Annotated in this window: 19 protein-coding genes; 4 read left to right on the forward strand and 15 right to left on the reverse strand. The window is 49.6% G+C overall.

Annotated elements, in window-relative coordinates; genetic code table 11:
* Positions 1 to 2: 2 nt before the first annotated feature.
* From J0A65_RS00845 to J0A65_RS27625, 4 genes are all read right to left on the reverse strand, one after another.
* Positions 3 to 185, reverse strand: coding sequence for a hypothetical protein (locus J0A65_RS00845; RefSeq protein ID WP_206592215.1), 183 nt, complete (start codon positions 183 to 185; stop codon positions 3 to 5).
* Complete coding sequence (hflC, locus tag J0A65_RS00850) at positions 178 to 1,188, reverse strand: protease modulator HflC (protein ID WP_206592216.1); 1,011 nt, start codon at positions 1,186 to 1,188, stop codon at positions 178 to 180. Before hflC ends, J0A65_RS00845 begins: the two co-directional genes overlap by 8 nt.
* A complete protein-coding gene (gene hflK, locus J0A65_RS00855) occupies positions 1,185 to 2,276 on the reverse strand; it encodes an FtsH protease activity modulator HflK (protein ID WP_416135289.1) in 1,092 nt (363 codons plus the stop codon). The genes hflC and hflK overlap by 4 nt, the downstream gene beginning before the upstream one ends.
* A gap of 159 nt (positions 2,277 to 2,435) precedes the next feature.
* The gene (locus J0A65_RS27625) at positions 2,436 to 2,564 is read right to left on the reverse strand and encodes a hypothetical protein (protein ID WP_269814614.1); all 129 of its coding nucleotides are present in this window, start codon (positions 2,562 to 2,564) and stop codon (positions 2,436 to 2,438) included.
* Between the two features lie 408 nt (positions 2,565 to 2,972).
* On the opposite strand from J0A65_RS27625, the gene J0A65_RS00860 reads away from it, so the two are divergent.
* Positions 2,973 to 3,425, forward strand: coding sequence for a PRC-barrel domain-containing protein (locus J0A65_RS00860; RefSeq protein ID WP_206592217.1), 453 nt, complete (start codon positions 2,973 to 2,975; stop codon positions 3,423 to 3,425).
* A gap of 58 nt (positions 3,426 to 3,483) precedes the next feature.
* On the opposite strand, the gene J0A65_RS00865 is transcribed toward J0A65_RS00860, so the two are convergent.
* The 3 genes from J0A65_RS00865 to J0A65_RS00875 all read right to left on the reverse strand — a co-directional run bounded on the left by J0A65_RS00865 (position 3,484) and on the right by J0A65_RS00875 (position 5,328).
* On the reverse strand, positions 3,484 to 4,146 hold the full coding sequence (locus J0A65_RS00865; protein ID WP_206592218.1) for a Crp/Fnr family transcriptional regulator: 663 nt from the start codon (positions 4,144 to 4,146) through the stop codon (positions 3,484 to 3,486).
* 177 nt (positions 4,147 to 4,323) lie between these two features.
* Entirely contained in the window at positions 4,324 to 5,049 is a 726-nt protein-coding gene (locus J0A65_RS00870) for a Crp/Fnr family transcriptional regulator (RefSeq protein ID WP_206592219.1), read from the reverse strand.
* Between the two features lie 93 nt (positions 5,050 to 5,142).
* On the reverse strand, positions 5,143 to 5,328 hold the full coding sequence (locus J0A65_RS00875) for a hypothetical protein (RefSeq protein WP_206592220.1): 186 nt from the start codon (positions 5,326 to 5,328) through the stop codon (positions 5,143 to 5,145).
* Between the two features lie 413 nt (positions 5,329 to 5,741).
* Here J0A65_RS00875 and J0A65_RS00880 point away from each other — a divergent pair, with 413 nt between their 5' ends.
* Genes J0A65_RS00880 through J0A65_RS00890 form a run of 3 tightly spaced genes read left to right on the forward strand, consistent with a single transcriptional unit; the run spans position 5,742 to position 7,911 of the window.
* Positions 5,742 to 6,158, forward strand: coding sequence for a DUF4398 domain-containing protein (locus tag J0A65_RS00880; protein WP_206592221.1), 417 nt, complete (start codon positions 5,742 to 5,744; stop codon positions 6,156 to 6,158).
* Positions 6,155 to 6,601 carry a hypothetical protein gene (locus tag J0A65_RS00885; protein ID WP_206592222.1) on the forward strand — a complete coding sequence of 149 codons (447 nt, stop codon included), beginning with the start codon at positions 6,155 to 6,157 and terminating at the stop codon, positions 6,599 to 6,601. The genes J0A65_RS00880 and J0A65_RS00885 overlap by 4 nt, the downstream gene beginning before the upstream one ends.
* A gap of 53 nt (positions 6,602 to 6,654) precedes the next feature.
* Positions 6,655 to 7,911: a sensor domain-containing diguanylate cyclase gene (locus J0A65_RS00890; RefSeq protein ID WP_206592223.1), complete on the forward strand. Its 1,257-nt coding sequence runs from the start codon at positions 6,655 to 6,657 to the stop codon at positions 7,909 to 7,911.
* Positions 7,912 to 8,111: 200 nt separating this feature from the next.
* Here J0A65_RS00890 and J0A65_RS00895 read toward each other — a convergent pair whose 3' ends face one another.
* From J0A65_RS00895 to J0A65_RS00930, 8 genes are all read right to left on the reverse strand, one after another.
* Positions 8,112 to 8,405 carry a DUF1840 domain-containing protein gene (locus J0A65_RS00895; RefSeq protein ID WP_206592224.1) on the reverse strand — a complete coding sequence of 98 codons (294 nt, stop codon included), beginning with the start codon at positions 8,403 to 8,405 and terminating at the stop codon, positions 8,112 to 8,114.
* 220 nt (positions 8,406 to 8,625) lie between these two features.
* Entirely contained in the window at positions 8,626 to 9,990 is a 1,365-nt protein-coding gene (locus J0A65_RS00900; RefSeq protein ID WP_206592225.1) for a TrkH family potassium uptake protein, read from the reverse strand.
* A 3-nt stretch (positions 9,991 to 9,993) separates the two neighbouring features.
* Positions 9,994 to 10,647: a potassium channel family protein gene (locus J0A65_RS00905; RefSeq protein ID WP_206592226.1), complete on the reverse strand. Its 654-nt coding sequence runs from the start codon at positions 10,645 to 10,647 to the stop codon at positions 9,994 to 9,996.
* A gap of 16 nt (positions 10,648 to 10,663) precedes the next feature.
* Entirely contained in the window at positions 10,664 to 12,115 is a 1,452-nt protein-coding gene (locus J0A65_RS00910; RefSeq protein WP_206592227.1) for a TrkH family potassium uptake protein, read from the reverse strand.
* Positions 12,116 to 12,119: 4 nt separating this feature from the next.
* Entirely contained in the window at positions 12,120 to 12,815 is a 696-nt protein-coding gene (locus J0A65_RS00915; RefSeq protein WP_206592228.1) for a response regulator, read from the reverse strand.
* Positions 12,808 to 13,830, reverse strand: coding sequence for a sensor histidine kinase (locus tag J0A65_RS00920; RefSeq protein WP_206592229.1), 1,023 nt, complete (start codon positions 13,828 to 13,830; stop codon positions 12,808 to 12,810). The genes J0A65_RS00915 and J0A65_RS00920 overlap by 8 nt, the downstream gene beginning before the upstream one ends.
* A 123-nt stretch (positions 13,831 to 13,953) precedes the next feature.
* Positions 13,954 to 14,907 (reverse strand): magnesium/cobalt transporter CorA, encoded by a 954-nt coding sequence (gene corA, locus J0A65_RS00925; RefSeq protein WP_206592230.1) that lies wholly within the window; start codon positions 14,905 to 14,907, stop codon positions 13,954 to 13,956.
* 10 nt (positions 14,908 to 14,917) lie between these two features.
* Entirely contained in the window at positions 14,918 to 15,889 is a 972-nt protein-coding gene (locus tag J0A65_RS00930) for a calcium/sodium antiporter (RefSeq protein ID WP_206592231.1), read from the reverse strand.
* Between the last annotated feature and the right edge of the window lie 122 nt (positions 15,890 to 16,011).

Below are 16,011 nucleotides of genomic sequence, written 5' to 3' on the forward strand. Positions count from 1 at the left end.
CTTTATTCATCTGTGACTGGGGAGGCGGGGACAATAACGTCGTGCTCGGTGTCCAGCCTGGCATAATTAATCGCATCCTGCAGTTTTTCATAACAATATTGCTTATACCAATACAGCTGTTTATATGTGGTACTTATTCCATATTGACGCATCAGAGTCTGGTTGTGTTTATTTATGTCATTCATTGGGATTGGCCTTGGGGTTAGCAACGTCCCCGACTGCGCTGAAGGCCTGAGGGCGTTGGATAAATTGCATTAGCTCACCGTCACCGGCAAGCACCAAAGTGGTATTTTGATTAAATATTGCTGGGTAAGATTGCATGGTTCGAATAAAGGCATAAAACGGTGCTGACGCTTTACTTTGGTTGTATGCCGAAGCATAGATAGCAGCGGCTCTGGCATCAGCCTCGCCACGTATTTCCTCAACTTGCCTGTAAGCCTCGGATTGGATCCTGCTCAACTCGCGCTCCCGATTGCCGCGAATCCTGGCGGCTTCCCCCAGCCCTTCAGATAAAAAGCGTTCGGCGATTTGCCGACGTTCACTGATCATTCGTTCATAGATTTTGGGTCGCACGCTCTCATTGTAATTAATGCGTTTAAAGCGGATATCCAGCAGTTCAATACCAAACACCCGGACTTTTTCTGCTGCTGCCTGAAAAATTTCCAGTTCAACCAGTTTCCGTCCTTTGTGAATAGGCACCAAGGTTCCCATTTTCAGTGCCTTTTCCGCATCAGTAAGTAAGCCATCCAGCAGTGGCGTTCTGTCTTTGGTTGTTCTGATCAGCTCAATCAGTTCATGTTTAGCCACCGCATTGCGGGTCTCACTACCTAATATGTCATCCAATCGCGACTGTGCACTGCGCTCATCGCCAAGTCGCAAGAAATACTGTAAGGGTTGGGTTATTTTCCATCTGGCATACAAACTGACAGAGATATACAGCTTGTCTTTGGTTGGCATATCCGAAGGGGTACCTTCCCATTCCAATATACGTTTGTCGATGGCATTAACCTTTTGAATAAAAGGAATTTTGTATTGCAGATCAGCCGTGGTTATCGGTTCCCCCACCGGCTTGCCAAATTGTGTGATAACCACCTGTTCTACCTCTGAAACCGCATAAAACACGCTATACAGCAGAACGACGATAACTATACCGCTGCCTATCCACAGGTTTGCTGACCTTGCTCTCATGGCTTCACCTCGACGGACCTTGGCTGGTTGAGATTAAGTAGCGGCAGGATCCCTAAGGCCTGAATATCAACAATGATTTTGCTCTCTACCCTGGGCAGTACGTCCTGCATGGTTTCCAGGTAAATACGTTTGCGAGTGACTTCGGGGGCCTTTATATATTCTGCATACAAGGCGTTAAAGCGCAGTGCATCGCCTTGCGCCTCATTGATTCGTTTTAATCGATAACCATCAGCAGCACGGATACGCTGATCGCGCTCCCCTTCAGCTAGCGGAATGACCTTGTTGTAATCACGCCTGGCTTCATTGATTAGCTTTTCTTTTTCCTGTTGGGCCTGGTTGACTTCATTAAAAGATGCCTGAACTGGAACCGGGGGATTGATGTTTTTCAACTGCACCTGATCGATGCTGATGCCCATTTCATATTTGCTGGCTAACGCCTGCATTTTATCCAGCGCCTGTGCCTCTATCTCCTGTCGACCTATGGTAATCACTTCGTCAACTGTGCGATCACCTACTACCTCACGCATGACGGATTCAGACACATAACGCAATGTTTGCCCCGGTTCTCGTACTTCAAATAAGTAGCTGACCGGGTCTGAAATTCGGTACTGTATAACCCACTCAACCAAAGCGGTATTCAGGTCACCAGTGACCATCTGGGTTTCTCCGATTTGTCCGCGTTGAGGCGATGACTCCCGCTCGTCAACATAGCGTTGTCGAACATCACGTCTGGCAGTTTGATTTGGATCGGTGGACCCAGGCGTAGCAAAGCCAAATTCTTGTTTGAGTTGCCGCTTAGTTGGCACAATGGTTATTTGGTCAATGGCAAAAGGCAGCTTGATATGCAGTCCGGATATTTCTAGTTGTGTAAATTGGCCAAAACGCTGCACAACCGCGACAGAATCGCTGGGCACGGTATAAACGGCGCTATAGATAGTCATTCCCAGCAATACCACAACAACAATTAAGATGGCTGCCGGACCACCGCCCCTGCCTGAGTTAAACCACTTTTTCATCAGTGCATCAAGATCCGGAGGATGCTTCGGGCCGCCGAATTGCGAAGAAGAATTGCCGGGGTCGATAGCCATAGATTCACCATTTGGTCAGCCGGTTGTCATTGCTGGGGAATGCAGAGGACCCCGGGAATCCCCGGGGCCAGAGCTTGAGCATGCCAAACGCATTGTGCTTACGTACCCTTGTTGGGATAGGCATAGCTTTAGCGTTAATGGATGACGACCAGGCTATTTCTAGCGCTTCTGTTGCTGCTTTTTATCTTGTGGTAGTGGCTGTTTTTGTGGCGCATTACCTTGGGCATGTTTCTGTTCCTGACCGGGTTTGATGTCAGCAGGTTTGGTTTCTTTATTGGGAGTTTGCATAAGCACCTCGGGATTCTCGCTGCCAGCCTGATTGCTTGCAGCCTAAGCTCTACCTTATCTGCCCCTGCAACACCTTTCTGTTCGCTGACACACACAGGTTGCGAATATTTTTCGTTATTAATCTGTGGGGCAAAACAACATTTGTGTTGGTTTAAGTGCGAAAGCGAACAGACCTTTAAATGCCAGGTTGGCAAACTGGCTTTGCCAGGTGCTTGGTAATTTCTGGCCTGGTGAACAACCTAATGGAGCGTGTTTCATGCAACACAGTTATAGTCTGGAAAAATATCCCCGATACCCTCCTCTGTCATTAGAGGACTTAAAAGAACGGCAATATCCTGGTCGATGCGAGCAACGACATCGAAGAAGGCGCAGGCCAATTTCAATCACCCCCCGAATTGGAGGCCGACAATGAACGTTTTAGCCCACGAAGTAAAACGAAGTCCGGCAAATGACGACACTCAGCAGAAGACGGTGTTGAAACTCAGTGCCAGCACCTTATGCCATAACGATGTTTATAACCATAAGGAGCAGAAACTCGGCAAAATTGATAATTTGATTATTCGTTTACCCGCGGGTGAGCTGACTTTTGCCATTATGTCAAATGGTGGGTTCTGGGGGATTGGCGAGAGACTACTGGCCGTTCCATGGCAAGCCTTGGTGCTGGACAGAAATCTGAAACGTTTTGTCTTGCCATTGTCTGTTGAACGCCTGGAGCGAGCCCCCTCGTTTGAGAGCCATGAATGGCCTGATATGGATGATCCACTCTGGGCTACAGAGATTCATAGCTTCTATGGCATTGGCCATGCCATGCCGCAGCAGCGCTCTGTAACTGAGAAAGGCACGGCCTTAGGACACGAATAACGCTTTGGGTAACAACTCATAAAAGTTGTTACCCTTTCCTAATGACTTTTTGCTTGGATTAGCCCGTGTGGTGGTGTCGTAATGGTAAACAAACGTTGTAGTTATCTATTTCTGTGCGGTAACAGTTGCAACTGTAACTTTCGAGTCCTGATCTTGAAATCACTTCTATGCGGCCTCGCTGATACCGGATCACACCATTTTCCTGCAATTGTCTTGCCGCCAGGGTGACGGCACTGCGCCTTACTCCCAGCATTTGCGCCAGTGCTAAGTGGGTGAGGATTAAGATACTCTTGTCTGCGCGGTCATGTCCCATCAGCAACCAGCGGGCTAATCGCGACCTGACATCATGATGGGAGAGGCAAGCTGCACTCAGCGTCAATTGTCCCAGTTGTAAAAAGAGGTAAAGTTTTATAACCCGTCGAAGTTCTTTGCTTAATTTTACTTGCCTGATAAACGTCAGTGGCGACAGCGATAGCGCCAGTCCTGCTCCCTGAACGATCACGCCAAAAGGTGCGCGACGTACGCCCAGTAAAACACTTGCACCTATTACCCCTTCGCAGCCTAACAAGGTTACATCTGTATGTTGCTTATCTTCATGGGCCGCATGCAAGCCTGCATACCCGGTTAACGGAAAGTACACTTTGCGGATGTCCTTGCCAACCTCATGTAAGCATTGACCAACATGCAATTTCTCGACATTGCAGAGTTCAACAAACGCCATATATTGTTTGCGCGGCAATTGACAGAGCAATCTATTTTGTAAACTCGACAATGCTGGCATAAACAGAGTATCTCCCATTCACAACCCAGACACAGATGTTAGTTTGGCATCGAGGGGCTGTATGCCCACAGCAGCTGTTGTTCTTGGTTAGAGGTCTATTGGAATATCGCTTTTAAGCTAGTTATGTGTTGTTGTTCTGGTGTAAGCCGCAAGGCGGTCTGTTTCCGTTTTGACGACCTGATAGCACTCACAACTGAGTTGTTCCAACTTAGAACGGTCGACAACGGTGATATGTCCGCGGCTATAAGTAATTACCCCTGCTCGCTGAAGTTTTCCTGCTGCTTCTGTTACGCCCTCCCGCCTGACGCCAAGCATATTGGCAATCAGCTCCTGGGTCATGGTTAACTGATTGCTTGGCAAGCGATCCAGCGACAACAGCAGCCAGCGGCATAATTGTTGATCAATGGAATGATGGCGGTTACAAACTGCCGTTTGCGCCATTTGGGTAATTAGTGACTGGGTATAGCGTAACATCAACATACGTAGCTCTGGCGATGCATTAAAATCCATGCGCATCTGGCTGGCTGGCATCTGAAATGCCCAGCCGCCGCTTTGCACTATGGCCTGACTGGGGGTGCTGTCCCCGCCCATAAATACTGCAATACCGACAATACCTTCATTGCCAACCACAGAAATTTCGGCGGAGGCTCCGTCCTCCATTACATACAGCAGAGATACGATACAATCGACAGGGAAATACACGGTATTTAACTGCTGACCGGATTCGTAAACAACTTTGCCCAAAGGTAACTCCGTCAGTCTGAGGCTGGGGAATAGTCGTTGCTGTGCTTCCAAAGTTAAGGCCGCCAGCAGCTTGTTGTCTGTTGGGACAGGGTGACTCATAGGCATGAAATCTCCTCAATCAGCTAAAGGGCATGTCAGGCATCGAATTTGAATGGCAATGTCTGCTATGCCTGTCGCTAGCAGGTTTTAGTGTTAAGGCTGTTTACTATCCATAACAATCTCAACAATGTCCGCTGGTTGAGATTTCTTCAGAAAAACAGCTGACTGGACCAGTGCTTTAGGCCAATGTGGGCTGACATCGGACGGATTGGCCTGCCCTAGCGGTGAATGTAAAGGGGCCGTTGCTTTGAAGGGATGCGTTGGTATTTGCTCAGTCATGTGTTTCTCCGGACAAAAAGTTTAAGCATTGGTAGAAGAGACACAATAACCAGCTTCAGAACACCTTTCTGTACGATAGCGAACACAACCATTAAAAGGTATTCGCGGTAACTTTTCCAACACATCGGCATAGTTCGCCCAACTCCTACCAGTTTGGTGTCCGATGCTTTGTCGGTTTTATTTTCATCAGATTCCTGAGCAGGCTAATTATAAGGAAGTTTAAGTAAAACGCAGTCTATGTGCGAAAGCGAACAGACCAGCACTATGTTGCTAAGCATACTTCAAAATAAGATGTTTGTATTTCAGCCTGTTTTCAGTATAGGACAAGGATCGTCGGGTGTGGCACGGCCAGGTTGTTGCAGTTATAGACTTCGATAACGGCATGCGAATGCTCAGGTTCTTAGGAGGTCACGATGGAAAAAATTTGTGGGGTGTTTACTCCTGAAAATCCAAGACGTTGTGTTCGACAAGGCAAGTTAACTGTATTGGCAATCCTGCTTTATGTTAGCGCCTGTGTCACTCAGCCGCCATCGCCTGACTTGATTATTGAAGAGGTTAAGCAGGGGCTTGTGCAATTGCAGCAATCAGATTTGCCGTTGTCTGCATCTGAACTAATGCAGGCTCAACAATTGCTTAACCAGGCAAAATATGCACAAGAACGCAAGCAGATAGTGGTTGCCACACGACTGGCCGAAAGGGCCAGGCTCATTGCTCAACTGGCATTGGCAAAGGCCAGCTTGCATCAGGCAGAAGTGCTGAATGACGAACTACGAACTCGTATTGATCTGCTAAGACTGGCCCGACAACACAGCAATGGCATAAGGCCATGAATACATTATTGCCCCCCAGCGCGGGTCTGCCTTTGGATGGTCACTTTAAGCATTCGGCACTTATATGTTTCACCTTGATTGTTTGTATGGCCTGTTCTGGCACATTGCCTGTTATATCCGACGTAACACATGTTAAGCAGCGTTTGAATAGCCTGAAAGTCAACAATCGAATATCCAGCCTGGCCAATCCGGAATTTGATGCGGCCTTTGCAGCAGTTCGTGCGCTGGAACAAAATGACGGGCGCGACCCGCAACAGTTCCAGTATTTGCTGTGGATGGCGGAGCATAAAATCGAGCTGGCGGATATCGTGTCCAGAACCCACTATTTGCAATATCAACGCACTTCACTCATGGAACTGTTAGATGACTTACAGCGCAAGACCTTGTTGTCAAACTTTGGCGAGGAAACATTAAGTCAGGAAGAATCCTTAGGTAAACACTAAGAAAGTGCTGTCTGCCATCGCGGCGCAAACCGGACGAACAGCGGAAGGTCATAATGAAACAAAATATCGATGTGTTGATCGTAATTCGGGAGCAAGTGACCGCCAACATTCTGGGCCACAATATAGCATTGTCGATGCCAGGGCTGCGCCTGTGTAGGGTGCGCACGCCAGAGGCTGCACTAACCTTTGCTCGCAGCCACAAAGTTAACACTCTGATAATCGGACTGCCAAGTGAGGACTTAGCCCGCATCGACGTGCATGCATTCCAGCGAATTTCCCCTAAAACCCTTTTATTGCTGCTGCCCTTCAAATTATCAGGTCGGCATAAATGGCTGGCTCTGGTGTTGGCCTGGTTGTCCGACTACCAGCTACGTCATGCTAAACACACTCAACAAACTTGTTTGGCTCATCAAGCCCTAAGTGCAATGGAAGAAGCGGTCATCAGTTGTAACAGGCAAGGACTCGTTACCTACATTAATAACATGGCTGAATACTTGATCGGCCTTAAGCGAAGTGACGCCATTGGACGGCCGCTTTCCAGCATACTTGAAGTTGCTCAGGATCCCAGCGGACAAGCGCTCATCAACCAGATGGAGCAAGCCATCGCAAACAACAAAACGGTACCCCAACAATGGCATTCACAACTGATCCACAAAAATGGTGAAAAAACCCATGTCAGAAACTCGGTGGCACCAATATTAGATCAGGCAGGCATCAATACTGGCGCAGTATTGGTATTGCACAAAGCCAGCCGAAACATTATGACCATAAGGAAAATTTATCATCAGGCCAATTATGATTATCTTACTGATTTGCCTAATCGTGCCCTGCTTATGGAACGCTTAAACCTGGCCATCCGTTTAGCTATTCGGCACCACAAGCAGGTAGGCCTGTTGTTTGTTGATTTAGACCATTTTAAGTTGGTTAACGATTCATTGGGGCACGATGCCGGTGACCAGTTGCTTAAATCTGTTTCAGGTAGGTTAGTTGACTGTGTTCGGACCAGCGACACGGTGTGTCGCCACGGAGGTGATGAATTTACAATTCTACTGACAGAAGTGGCTAATTTTGGCGATTGTGAGCAAGTGGCGCAAAAAATCCTCGATGCTTTTAGCATGCCTCATCAACTGGATAACCAAGTCGTGGTGATCAGTCTGAGTATAGGAATCAGCGTTTTTCCCTGCGATGCCGAAAACAGTGACATGATGTTCAGGCATGCTGATCAGGCCATGTATCTGGCTAAAAAGAAGGGGCGCAACCGATTCGAAGTGTATCCCTACGAAAGCTCTTCTGCACTGGCCCAAAACTGACAGTGGTTCGCTTAAGTGGCAGGGTATCAGAACCTTGCGGGAGGCATTTGAGAGTAACGCTTGATGTGCGAAATATTGGTTCCCTCGATACTCAGCCCCAGCCATATTTCTTTACAGCCCTATATTTGGCAGCAAAGTGATAAATTCCCCCTCACCAATCGCCACAGATCCGGCAATAGTCACCCACGGTATGCAGTATTTTATTCCCACATCACATAAACGTTAGCGCTGGCGGCCGCTTTCAGTAGTTCCAGCAAGGGGGCTGCGCGATCCTTGAGGGGGACTGGCCTTTCCTCTTGATCGTCGCTTGCCTGGTCGTCCCCAGGTAACGTCTTAACGGCGTCAGTTAGCTGTTTCAGCGCTTCTGGTACATCTTCGGCCGATATCGCACCGGGCACTGCTCCGCTGCGGCCCATCATTTTTAGCAGGGATACTGCCGCGCCACCAAAGAAGGTGACGTCGCCGTACATTTGGCAGGAAAAAGTTACCAGCATTGTGTTCTCCTAAATATAACAACCGCCGTTGCAGCCTGAGGTAAATTTCTGCCATATTCACGGATTTAGATTAACGGTCTGTGCGCTGGCGCACAGTGATCTAAATTGACCCGACAAGGAAATTACACGGTAAGGGGAGTGAACCGGTTGATTTTTGCTGTAACCTTTTTAAAGTCCGCATTCCTGCTGCCAGTGTGATGCACAAGCACAATATATCGCATTAACCTACGGCCAATCTGGACTCCGGATACGCTATCGTTCTGCTTCTTGGACTGGCTAGGAAATAGGCGAGGGTTAACGGCCCTAGTCGTCCCATAAACATCAGAAAGATGATAATCAGTTCCCCTGCTGGCGAAAGGTTGGCGGTGAGTCCCCGGGACAGTCCTACAGTGCCAAGGGCAGAAACTGCTTCGAACACCACATCGATAAAGGCCGCCTGTTCGGTGATCAATAGTAAGAATATTGAAATCCAGGTGACACCCACCGAGATAACGGTTAACGCCAATGCCTTTTGCACTGTACTGGTGGGCATGGTGCGGCCAAAGGCTGTGACAGCAGCGTCACGCCGCAGGAAACTGTAGGTTGCGAGCACCAACACCATAAAGGTCACTACCTTGATACCACTAGCGGTGCTTAACGATCCGCCGCCAATAAACATTAACAGCAATGTCAGTGCTGTGGTGGCGTCTTCCAGTTCGTGAATAGCCAGAGTATTAAAGCCCGCCGTCCTGGGTGTCACCGCCTGGAACCAGGCCGCCAGCCATTTTCCGCTGCTATTCAACGCACCGAGAGTGGCAGGGTTGTCGTATTCAATCCAGTAAATGGCTAACAAGGCAATAACATTGATGAGTAAGGTCCCGGTCAACATTAACCGACTGTACAGGCTAAGCTTACGCCAGCAACGTTTGCGCCACAGTTCCAACCAAACAGAGAATCCAAGGCCGCCAGTGATAAATAATGCAGTAATAGTTAGGTTGATGACAGGATCGGCTACGTAAGGCATCAGGCTGTCAGGACTCAAGGCAAAACCAGCATTGTTAAAAGCCGATATGGTATAGAAAAAACCGTGCAACAGGCTGGTGTGCCAACCCAGTTCAGGGGCCCAATAAAGGGTAAGGATGAGCATGCCGATGCTTTCTACAAACAGCGAAAACCATAGCACCGACTTTGCGGTGTTCACTAAGGTGGACGTGTCAGTCTGATTGAATGCTTCTTTCACTATTGTCTGCTGGAAAAAGCCGATTTTTCCACCGAGAGCCAGCAGCGTTACTACGGCAAAGGTCATCAGTCCCAAACCACCCAACTGAATAAGTACCGCAATCACCAATTGCCCAAACAAAGTAAAAGCAGAACCTGTATCCACTACCACCAGACCAGTAACGGTTACCGCTGAGGTGGCAGTAAACAGGCTCTGCATCCATCCTATGGGGTGTGTAGTGGCAAAAGGCAGCTTTAACAACAGCATGCCAAGCAATATCAGTATCACAAACCCGCCACAAAGCACTAAAGGAGGGGCTGCATGGATTTTCTTCGACGCTTTTGGTTTACGCTCCAGACGGCGCACTCTGGGTTGCCACTGCACCATCAGTTAAACCAACCTGGGTGCCAGACTTTTCAAAACCGCCCGTGTACCGCAGAACAGCGCAATATCTTTGCCGCGCAGGGTGAATTGTTCGTCCGGCTTGGTGAACAATTCCTGCTCACGCTTCACCAGTAAGGTTTCCACAATCCGCAAGTTATCACCCAGCAGTTCTGCAAGAGTCAGACCGCTCAGCTTGTCAGCGATATGCACTTCCACCACATAGTAGCCATGGCCTATTGACAGGTAATCGTTAACCATTGGGTAATTCAATGCCTGGGCCACCCGCACCCCCATGTCTTCTTCGGGGTGAATAATGCGCGATACCCCCAGCTTAGACAATATAGTGTGATGAGCGCTGGTGTTGGCTTTTACCCAAAGCTCCTGCACGCCGAGGTTTTTAAGGTGCAGGGTACATAGCAGACTGGCCTGCATATCTTCGCCTATGGCCACCAATACGGCATCGCTATTGGTCAGGTTCAGTTCTTTGAGTGCGCGTTCATCGGTGGCGTCGCAGATCACGGTATGGGTGAGTTCTTCAGCATATTGCTCGGCCAGTTTCTCGGCACTGTCGACGCCTGTCACGGTGTGCCCCAGATGAATCAGTTCCAGGCTTGCAGTGATGCCAAAGCGTCCCAGACCAATAACGGTAAAATGTGCCATATAGGGAGTCCTTAGGTTAACGACGCCAGAACAAGGGGGAAAACAGCGCCAGAACGGTAAAATATTCCAGTCGTCCGAGGAGCATAGCGACGCTGAGCAGCCATATGCCAGCGTCGCTGACCGGCAGGAAATTGCTGCCTACCTGGCCAAATCCCGGCCCCAGCACGTTGATGCAGGCTGCCACAGCCGTAAAGCTTGACCAGAAATCCAGACCAGTCTGCATTAATAACAAGGTCAGTACTAAAGACGAGCCTGCGGCAAATGACATAAAGCCCATTACTGCACTGCGGACCTCGTTGTCTACGGCTTTATTCTGGTAACGCAGTGGCAACATGGCGCGAGGGTGAATAAGCTGCTGCATTTCACGCCGGATCAATTTAAAGGTGATGATATCGCGAATTATTTTATTGCCACCGGCGGTGGAGCCGGCACATCCGCCAAGGTAGGCACAAAAAACCAGAAACATAGCACTGGCAGCCGGCCAACTGCTTAAATCTGCCGCGCCAAAGCCTGTGCTGGTAATAAAAGACACCACATGAAAGGCCGCAAAACTAAAGGATTCCAAGGAGTCATAGCGGCTTCCCACAAGCAGATACAGCGCTAGAGCCACAGACAATGCTGCAACGATGAGGATAAACACCCGGGTTTCTTCATCCCGCCAATACAAATACGGCGCTTTGCCATGCAAGACGCGAAAATGCAGGCCGAAGCTGATGGCACCTAATAGCATAAATAGATTGGAAATGGCCAGTAGCAAATGACTCTCGAAATACCACATACTGGCATCATGGGTAGAGAATCCGCCAGTAGAAACCGTGGTAAAACTATGCGCTATGGCGTCATAGGCACTCATACCGCCAAAATAGTAAGACAACGCGCACAAAAATGTGATCAACAAATAGATAAACCACAAATAATGGGCAGTGTTTGCAATACGCGGCGATAGTTTATCGTCTTTCACCGGGCCCGGTGTTTCCGCCTTGAGCAACCGCATCCCGCCAACGTTTAGCATGGGTAACACGGCAACCACAAAGATCACCACACCCAGACCGCCCATCCACTGCAGAAATTGGCGGTACATCAGAAAGGATTTAGGCATGGCATCTAAGCCGGTTAGCACAGTGGCACCTGTGGTGGTCAGGGCGCTGACGGACTCAAACACCGCGTCGGTAAAGCTAACCCCGGTCACCAGCATAACGGGAAAGGCGCCCAATACACCGGTTAACGCCCAGGTCAGAGTGGCAAACAGCAGCGCATCACGAAAGCCAATTCGGCTCAGATCGGTGTCTTTCAACAGAAAGTTAATGACCAGCGCCAGAATCAGCATAAAGCAGGCTGGCTCAAAAAAGCGCGCTGCCATCTTGTCGCGAAACAGCACCAGGGACAGCAGAGAAAATACCAACTGCACTATACCCATCCATAACATAGGCATGGCCAGCAATTTTACTACCTTGTCCAGCTTGACCATGCTGCTAAGAGCCTTGTTTACCTGGCTCGGCGATAAAGCGATAACCGACGCCCGGCTCGGTCTGGATCAGTTTTGGACTGCCTGCATCATCGGCCAGTTTACGCCTTAACTGACTGATGAAAATGCGCAGGTAATGGGTGTCTTCGGTGTGGGTATCACCCCAAATATTGCTCAGCAGTTGCTGTTGGGTTACCAGCTTGCCTGGGCGGCTGGCTAGATAGCTTAGTAGGGCAAACTCCTTACGAGACAGGGCAACGGCTTGTCCCTCACGCCAGACCTGGTGATTGTCAATATCCAGACTAAGTCCATCAAATTCCAGTCTGGTTTGCGGTATCATTGGGCCAAGATCGCGCAGCAGCACCCGTATGCGGGCGATTAGCTCTTTGATACCAAAAGGCTTACTCAGATAATCGTTAGCGCCGCCTTCCAGCAAACGAACTTTTTCCTCTTCTTCATCCCTGGCAGTAAGCACTAATACCGGGACCTGGCTGATTTGGCGCAGTTCTGTCAGTAAACTAAAGCCATCTTTATCTGGTAAGCCTAAGTCCAGAATCACCAGATGTGGCTCCTGCTCCTGCATTTGCTGCATACCTTGTGCTGCCGTTAGTGCTTCCAGGTAACAAAAATGCTCGGCGGTCAGTGAAATACGCATAAAGCGCTGGATTTGCGGTTCATCGTCAATAACCAGAATTTTATGCATGGCTGCTTCCCTGTTGTAACGGCAGGCGTATACCCATAGTGCATCCTTGTGCCGACGCTAATATCGCGAGCTTGCCCTGATGGGCACGGACAATACCTGCTGCCACTGCCAGTCCCAAGCCGGTGCCGCCTTCACCCTTGTCCCCCTTGCGGGTGGAATAGAACAGCTCAAATACTTTGCCGTGATCTGCGGCAGGAATGCCTGGTCCCTGATCTTCCACCTTGATGTCCAGGCCGTTCAAATCGGCACTGACCACTATATTGACCTCGGATTCCGAATACTTAAGGGCATTGTCTACCAGGTTGTAAAGGGCTTGCTCCAGCAGGGATTCCCGTACTGGTATATCCGGCAAGTTAGCATCCAGCCGGACCTGAAGCCGGGGATTGTCCAACCTGCTCACTACCGCCTGAACGATAGGAGCGACAGATTGCATGGTAGTGGAAAATCGCATCTGCCCCTGTTGCAGCTTAGTGGCCTGCAACAGGTTTTCGATGTAGCGGTGCAACCGGTGGCTTTCATCCAGTGCGCCTTGCAGTAACTCTTGCTGATCTTCGCTTGGTAACTTGCCGGCATAGGATTGCAGGGTACTCAGGGTGCCGATAATAGTGGCCAAGGGAGTGCGAAGATCATGAGAGACAGACAGCAGCACAGTGGAGCGAAGCTGCGCCTGGCGCAGGGCTTCCTGTTGGCTGCGATAGTAGGCGGCCAGGTGACTGGTGATTAGGGCGATAACCAGAAACACCAACATATTGACGATATCGTCAGCATCGGTCATATGCAGGGAATATCTTGGCTGGGTAAACAAATAGTTGAAGTTCAACGCCCCTATCAGCGCCGCAAGAATGGCCGGCAGGCGATCACCACGCAGTGCCACAGTGGCAACGCCTAACTGCAGTATCAGCAGTGTAGCCAGTTTGGGCAAAAACCACCAATCAAGCAGGTAACTGACCAAAGTGGTCAGCAGCATAGTCAGCAGGGCAAAAACATAAGGGTTAATGTGTTTGAAGGTCCGCAAACTGCCATGGACTCAGGTTGTTGTTGTGTAGTATCAATTTACAACAAGCCGCGCACCGGCGGCGTAAAAGTTGCGTTAATTTATTGGTCTGTCGATGCTCTTACCGAGCACCGACAGGTGAAACTACAGCCAACCTTTGTATTTAAAGAACAGATAAGGGGTAATGCCCGACAGTACCATTAAGCCCAGCGCCCAGGGATAGCCCAGCATCCATTGTAGCTCAGGCATATGCTCAAAGTTCATACCGTAAATACTAGCCACCAAAGTTGGTGGTAAAAACACCACCGCCGCGATAGAGAATATTTTAATGATCTGGTTTTGTTCGATATTGATAAAGCCCTGGGTGGAGTCCATCAGGAAGTTAATCTTGTCGAACAAAAAGGTCGTGTGAGCCATCAAAGTGTCGATGTCGCGCATGATTTCGCGGCATGATTCATGCAGCTCAGGGGCATCTCGCAAATGGCGTAACAAGAAAGAAATAGCCCGCTGAGTATCCATTAGGCACAAACGAATTTTACCGTTACTGTCTTCTGACTTAGCCAACTGAGCGATGGCTTCTTCCAGATCGGAACCTTCTTCCTCCAGCACCAGATAACTGGTTTTTTCGAGGTTACGGTGAATATCTTCGAGATTATCTGCCAGGTTCTCGACCTTTTGCTCCAGTAAGGTGATTAGCAGCTCGGCAGGGGAGTGGCTTTCAACTTGGCCACGTCTGGCTCGCATGCGTAGCAAACGAAAATCAGCCAGTTCAGTATCGCGTATGGTGATGAGTCGATTGGGCTGCAGAATACAGGCCACCGAGGAGGTAACATGACGGCCTTCGCTTTGGGTCAGGAACAAGGAGTGTACGTGAATACCGGCCTGATCAACGAAGTAACGAGCTGAGGCTTCAATTTCCTCCATCTCATCTAATTCCGGCAGATCCAACCGCATCATCTGTTGCAGCGCGTCACGCTCATCATCTTCCGGCTCCTGGGCGTCCAGCCAATGGGCCTGGGGCAGGGTTTGGTCCAGTGGCATATCGTCACAGGCCAGCTCTCGGATCAGGCCCCGCTCGATTCTGAATAGTTTCAGCATGGCCTACCTCCTAGTGAGAAATGATGCCGTAGCCCAGGTAGCCAGTGTAACTGAAATAGATCCCCAGTAGTACCGCGCCCTCCAAGCGCGTAATGCGACCGGGGCCCTTGATACCTATTGCCATCACCAGCAACCCGACAGTGAGCACCAGCATCAGCGCCCAATCACGGGTTAATACTTCTGATTCAACGGTCAGCGGGTGGATACCGGCAGCGATACCTACCACCGCCAGGGTATTAAACAGGTTGGAGCCGATAACGTTGCCAATCGCCAAGTCATGTTCACCTTTCTTGGCGGCCATAATGGAGGAGGCAAGTTCGGGCAATGAGGTGCCGATGGCCACAATAGTCAGGCCGATGATCAGATCGCTAACCCCTAAGGATTGAGCCACAGTGACTGCACCCCATACCAGCATGCGGGAGCTCAACACTAAGAACAGCAGGCCGATGACTAACCAGATGACCGCCAGTTTCAGTGACATGGGATGGCTGTCCAGCTCATCGTCGACCTCACTGGCCAGGATGTCTTGGCGCTGACTCAGGCCTTCTTTGATAGACCACCCCATAAGGCCAAGCAGAACCACGAGTAAGATTGCCGCATCTACTCCGCCTAGATGCCCATCATAAATCAGCCAGCCTGCCAGCAAAGTGACGGCCAGGAGAATGGGTAATTCTTTACGAATAATCTGGGATTGCACGGCAATGGGAGCAATTAAAGCGGTAACACCCAGGATCAGAGCAATGTTGGTGATATTCGAGCCGTAAGCATTGCCCAATGCCAGGCCTGGATTGCCATCTGATGCGGCAAGGGCCGAGACCACCATCTCAGGTGCGGATGTACCGAAACCGATAATTACAATACCAATCAGCAACGAAGGCATGCCCATATGCTTAGCCGTGGCCGCTGCCCCTTCGACGAATTTGTCTGCGCTCCATACCAGTAGAACCAGTCCTACCAAAATTGCCAAAGTTGCCATGGTCACTCTCTTCTCCTCCAGATTTGCGCGCCTTTGTACCTTAAGGCGCGTGTCAGGTAAACGGCTTTCAGGAAAAATAACGCGGATAGACAAAGACTATCCTTAGCGTTTGTATGTTACCTGACGGG

Origin of the sequence: Bowmanella yangjiangensis, assembly GCF_017255015.1 — a bacterium.
Lineage (GTDB): Bacteria > Pseudomonadota > Gammaproteobacteria > Enterobacterales > Alteromonadaceae > Bowmanella > Bowmanella yangjiangensis.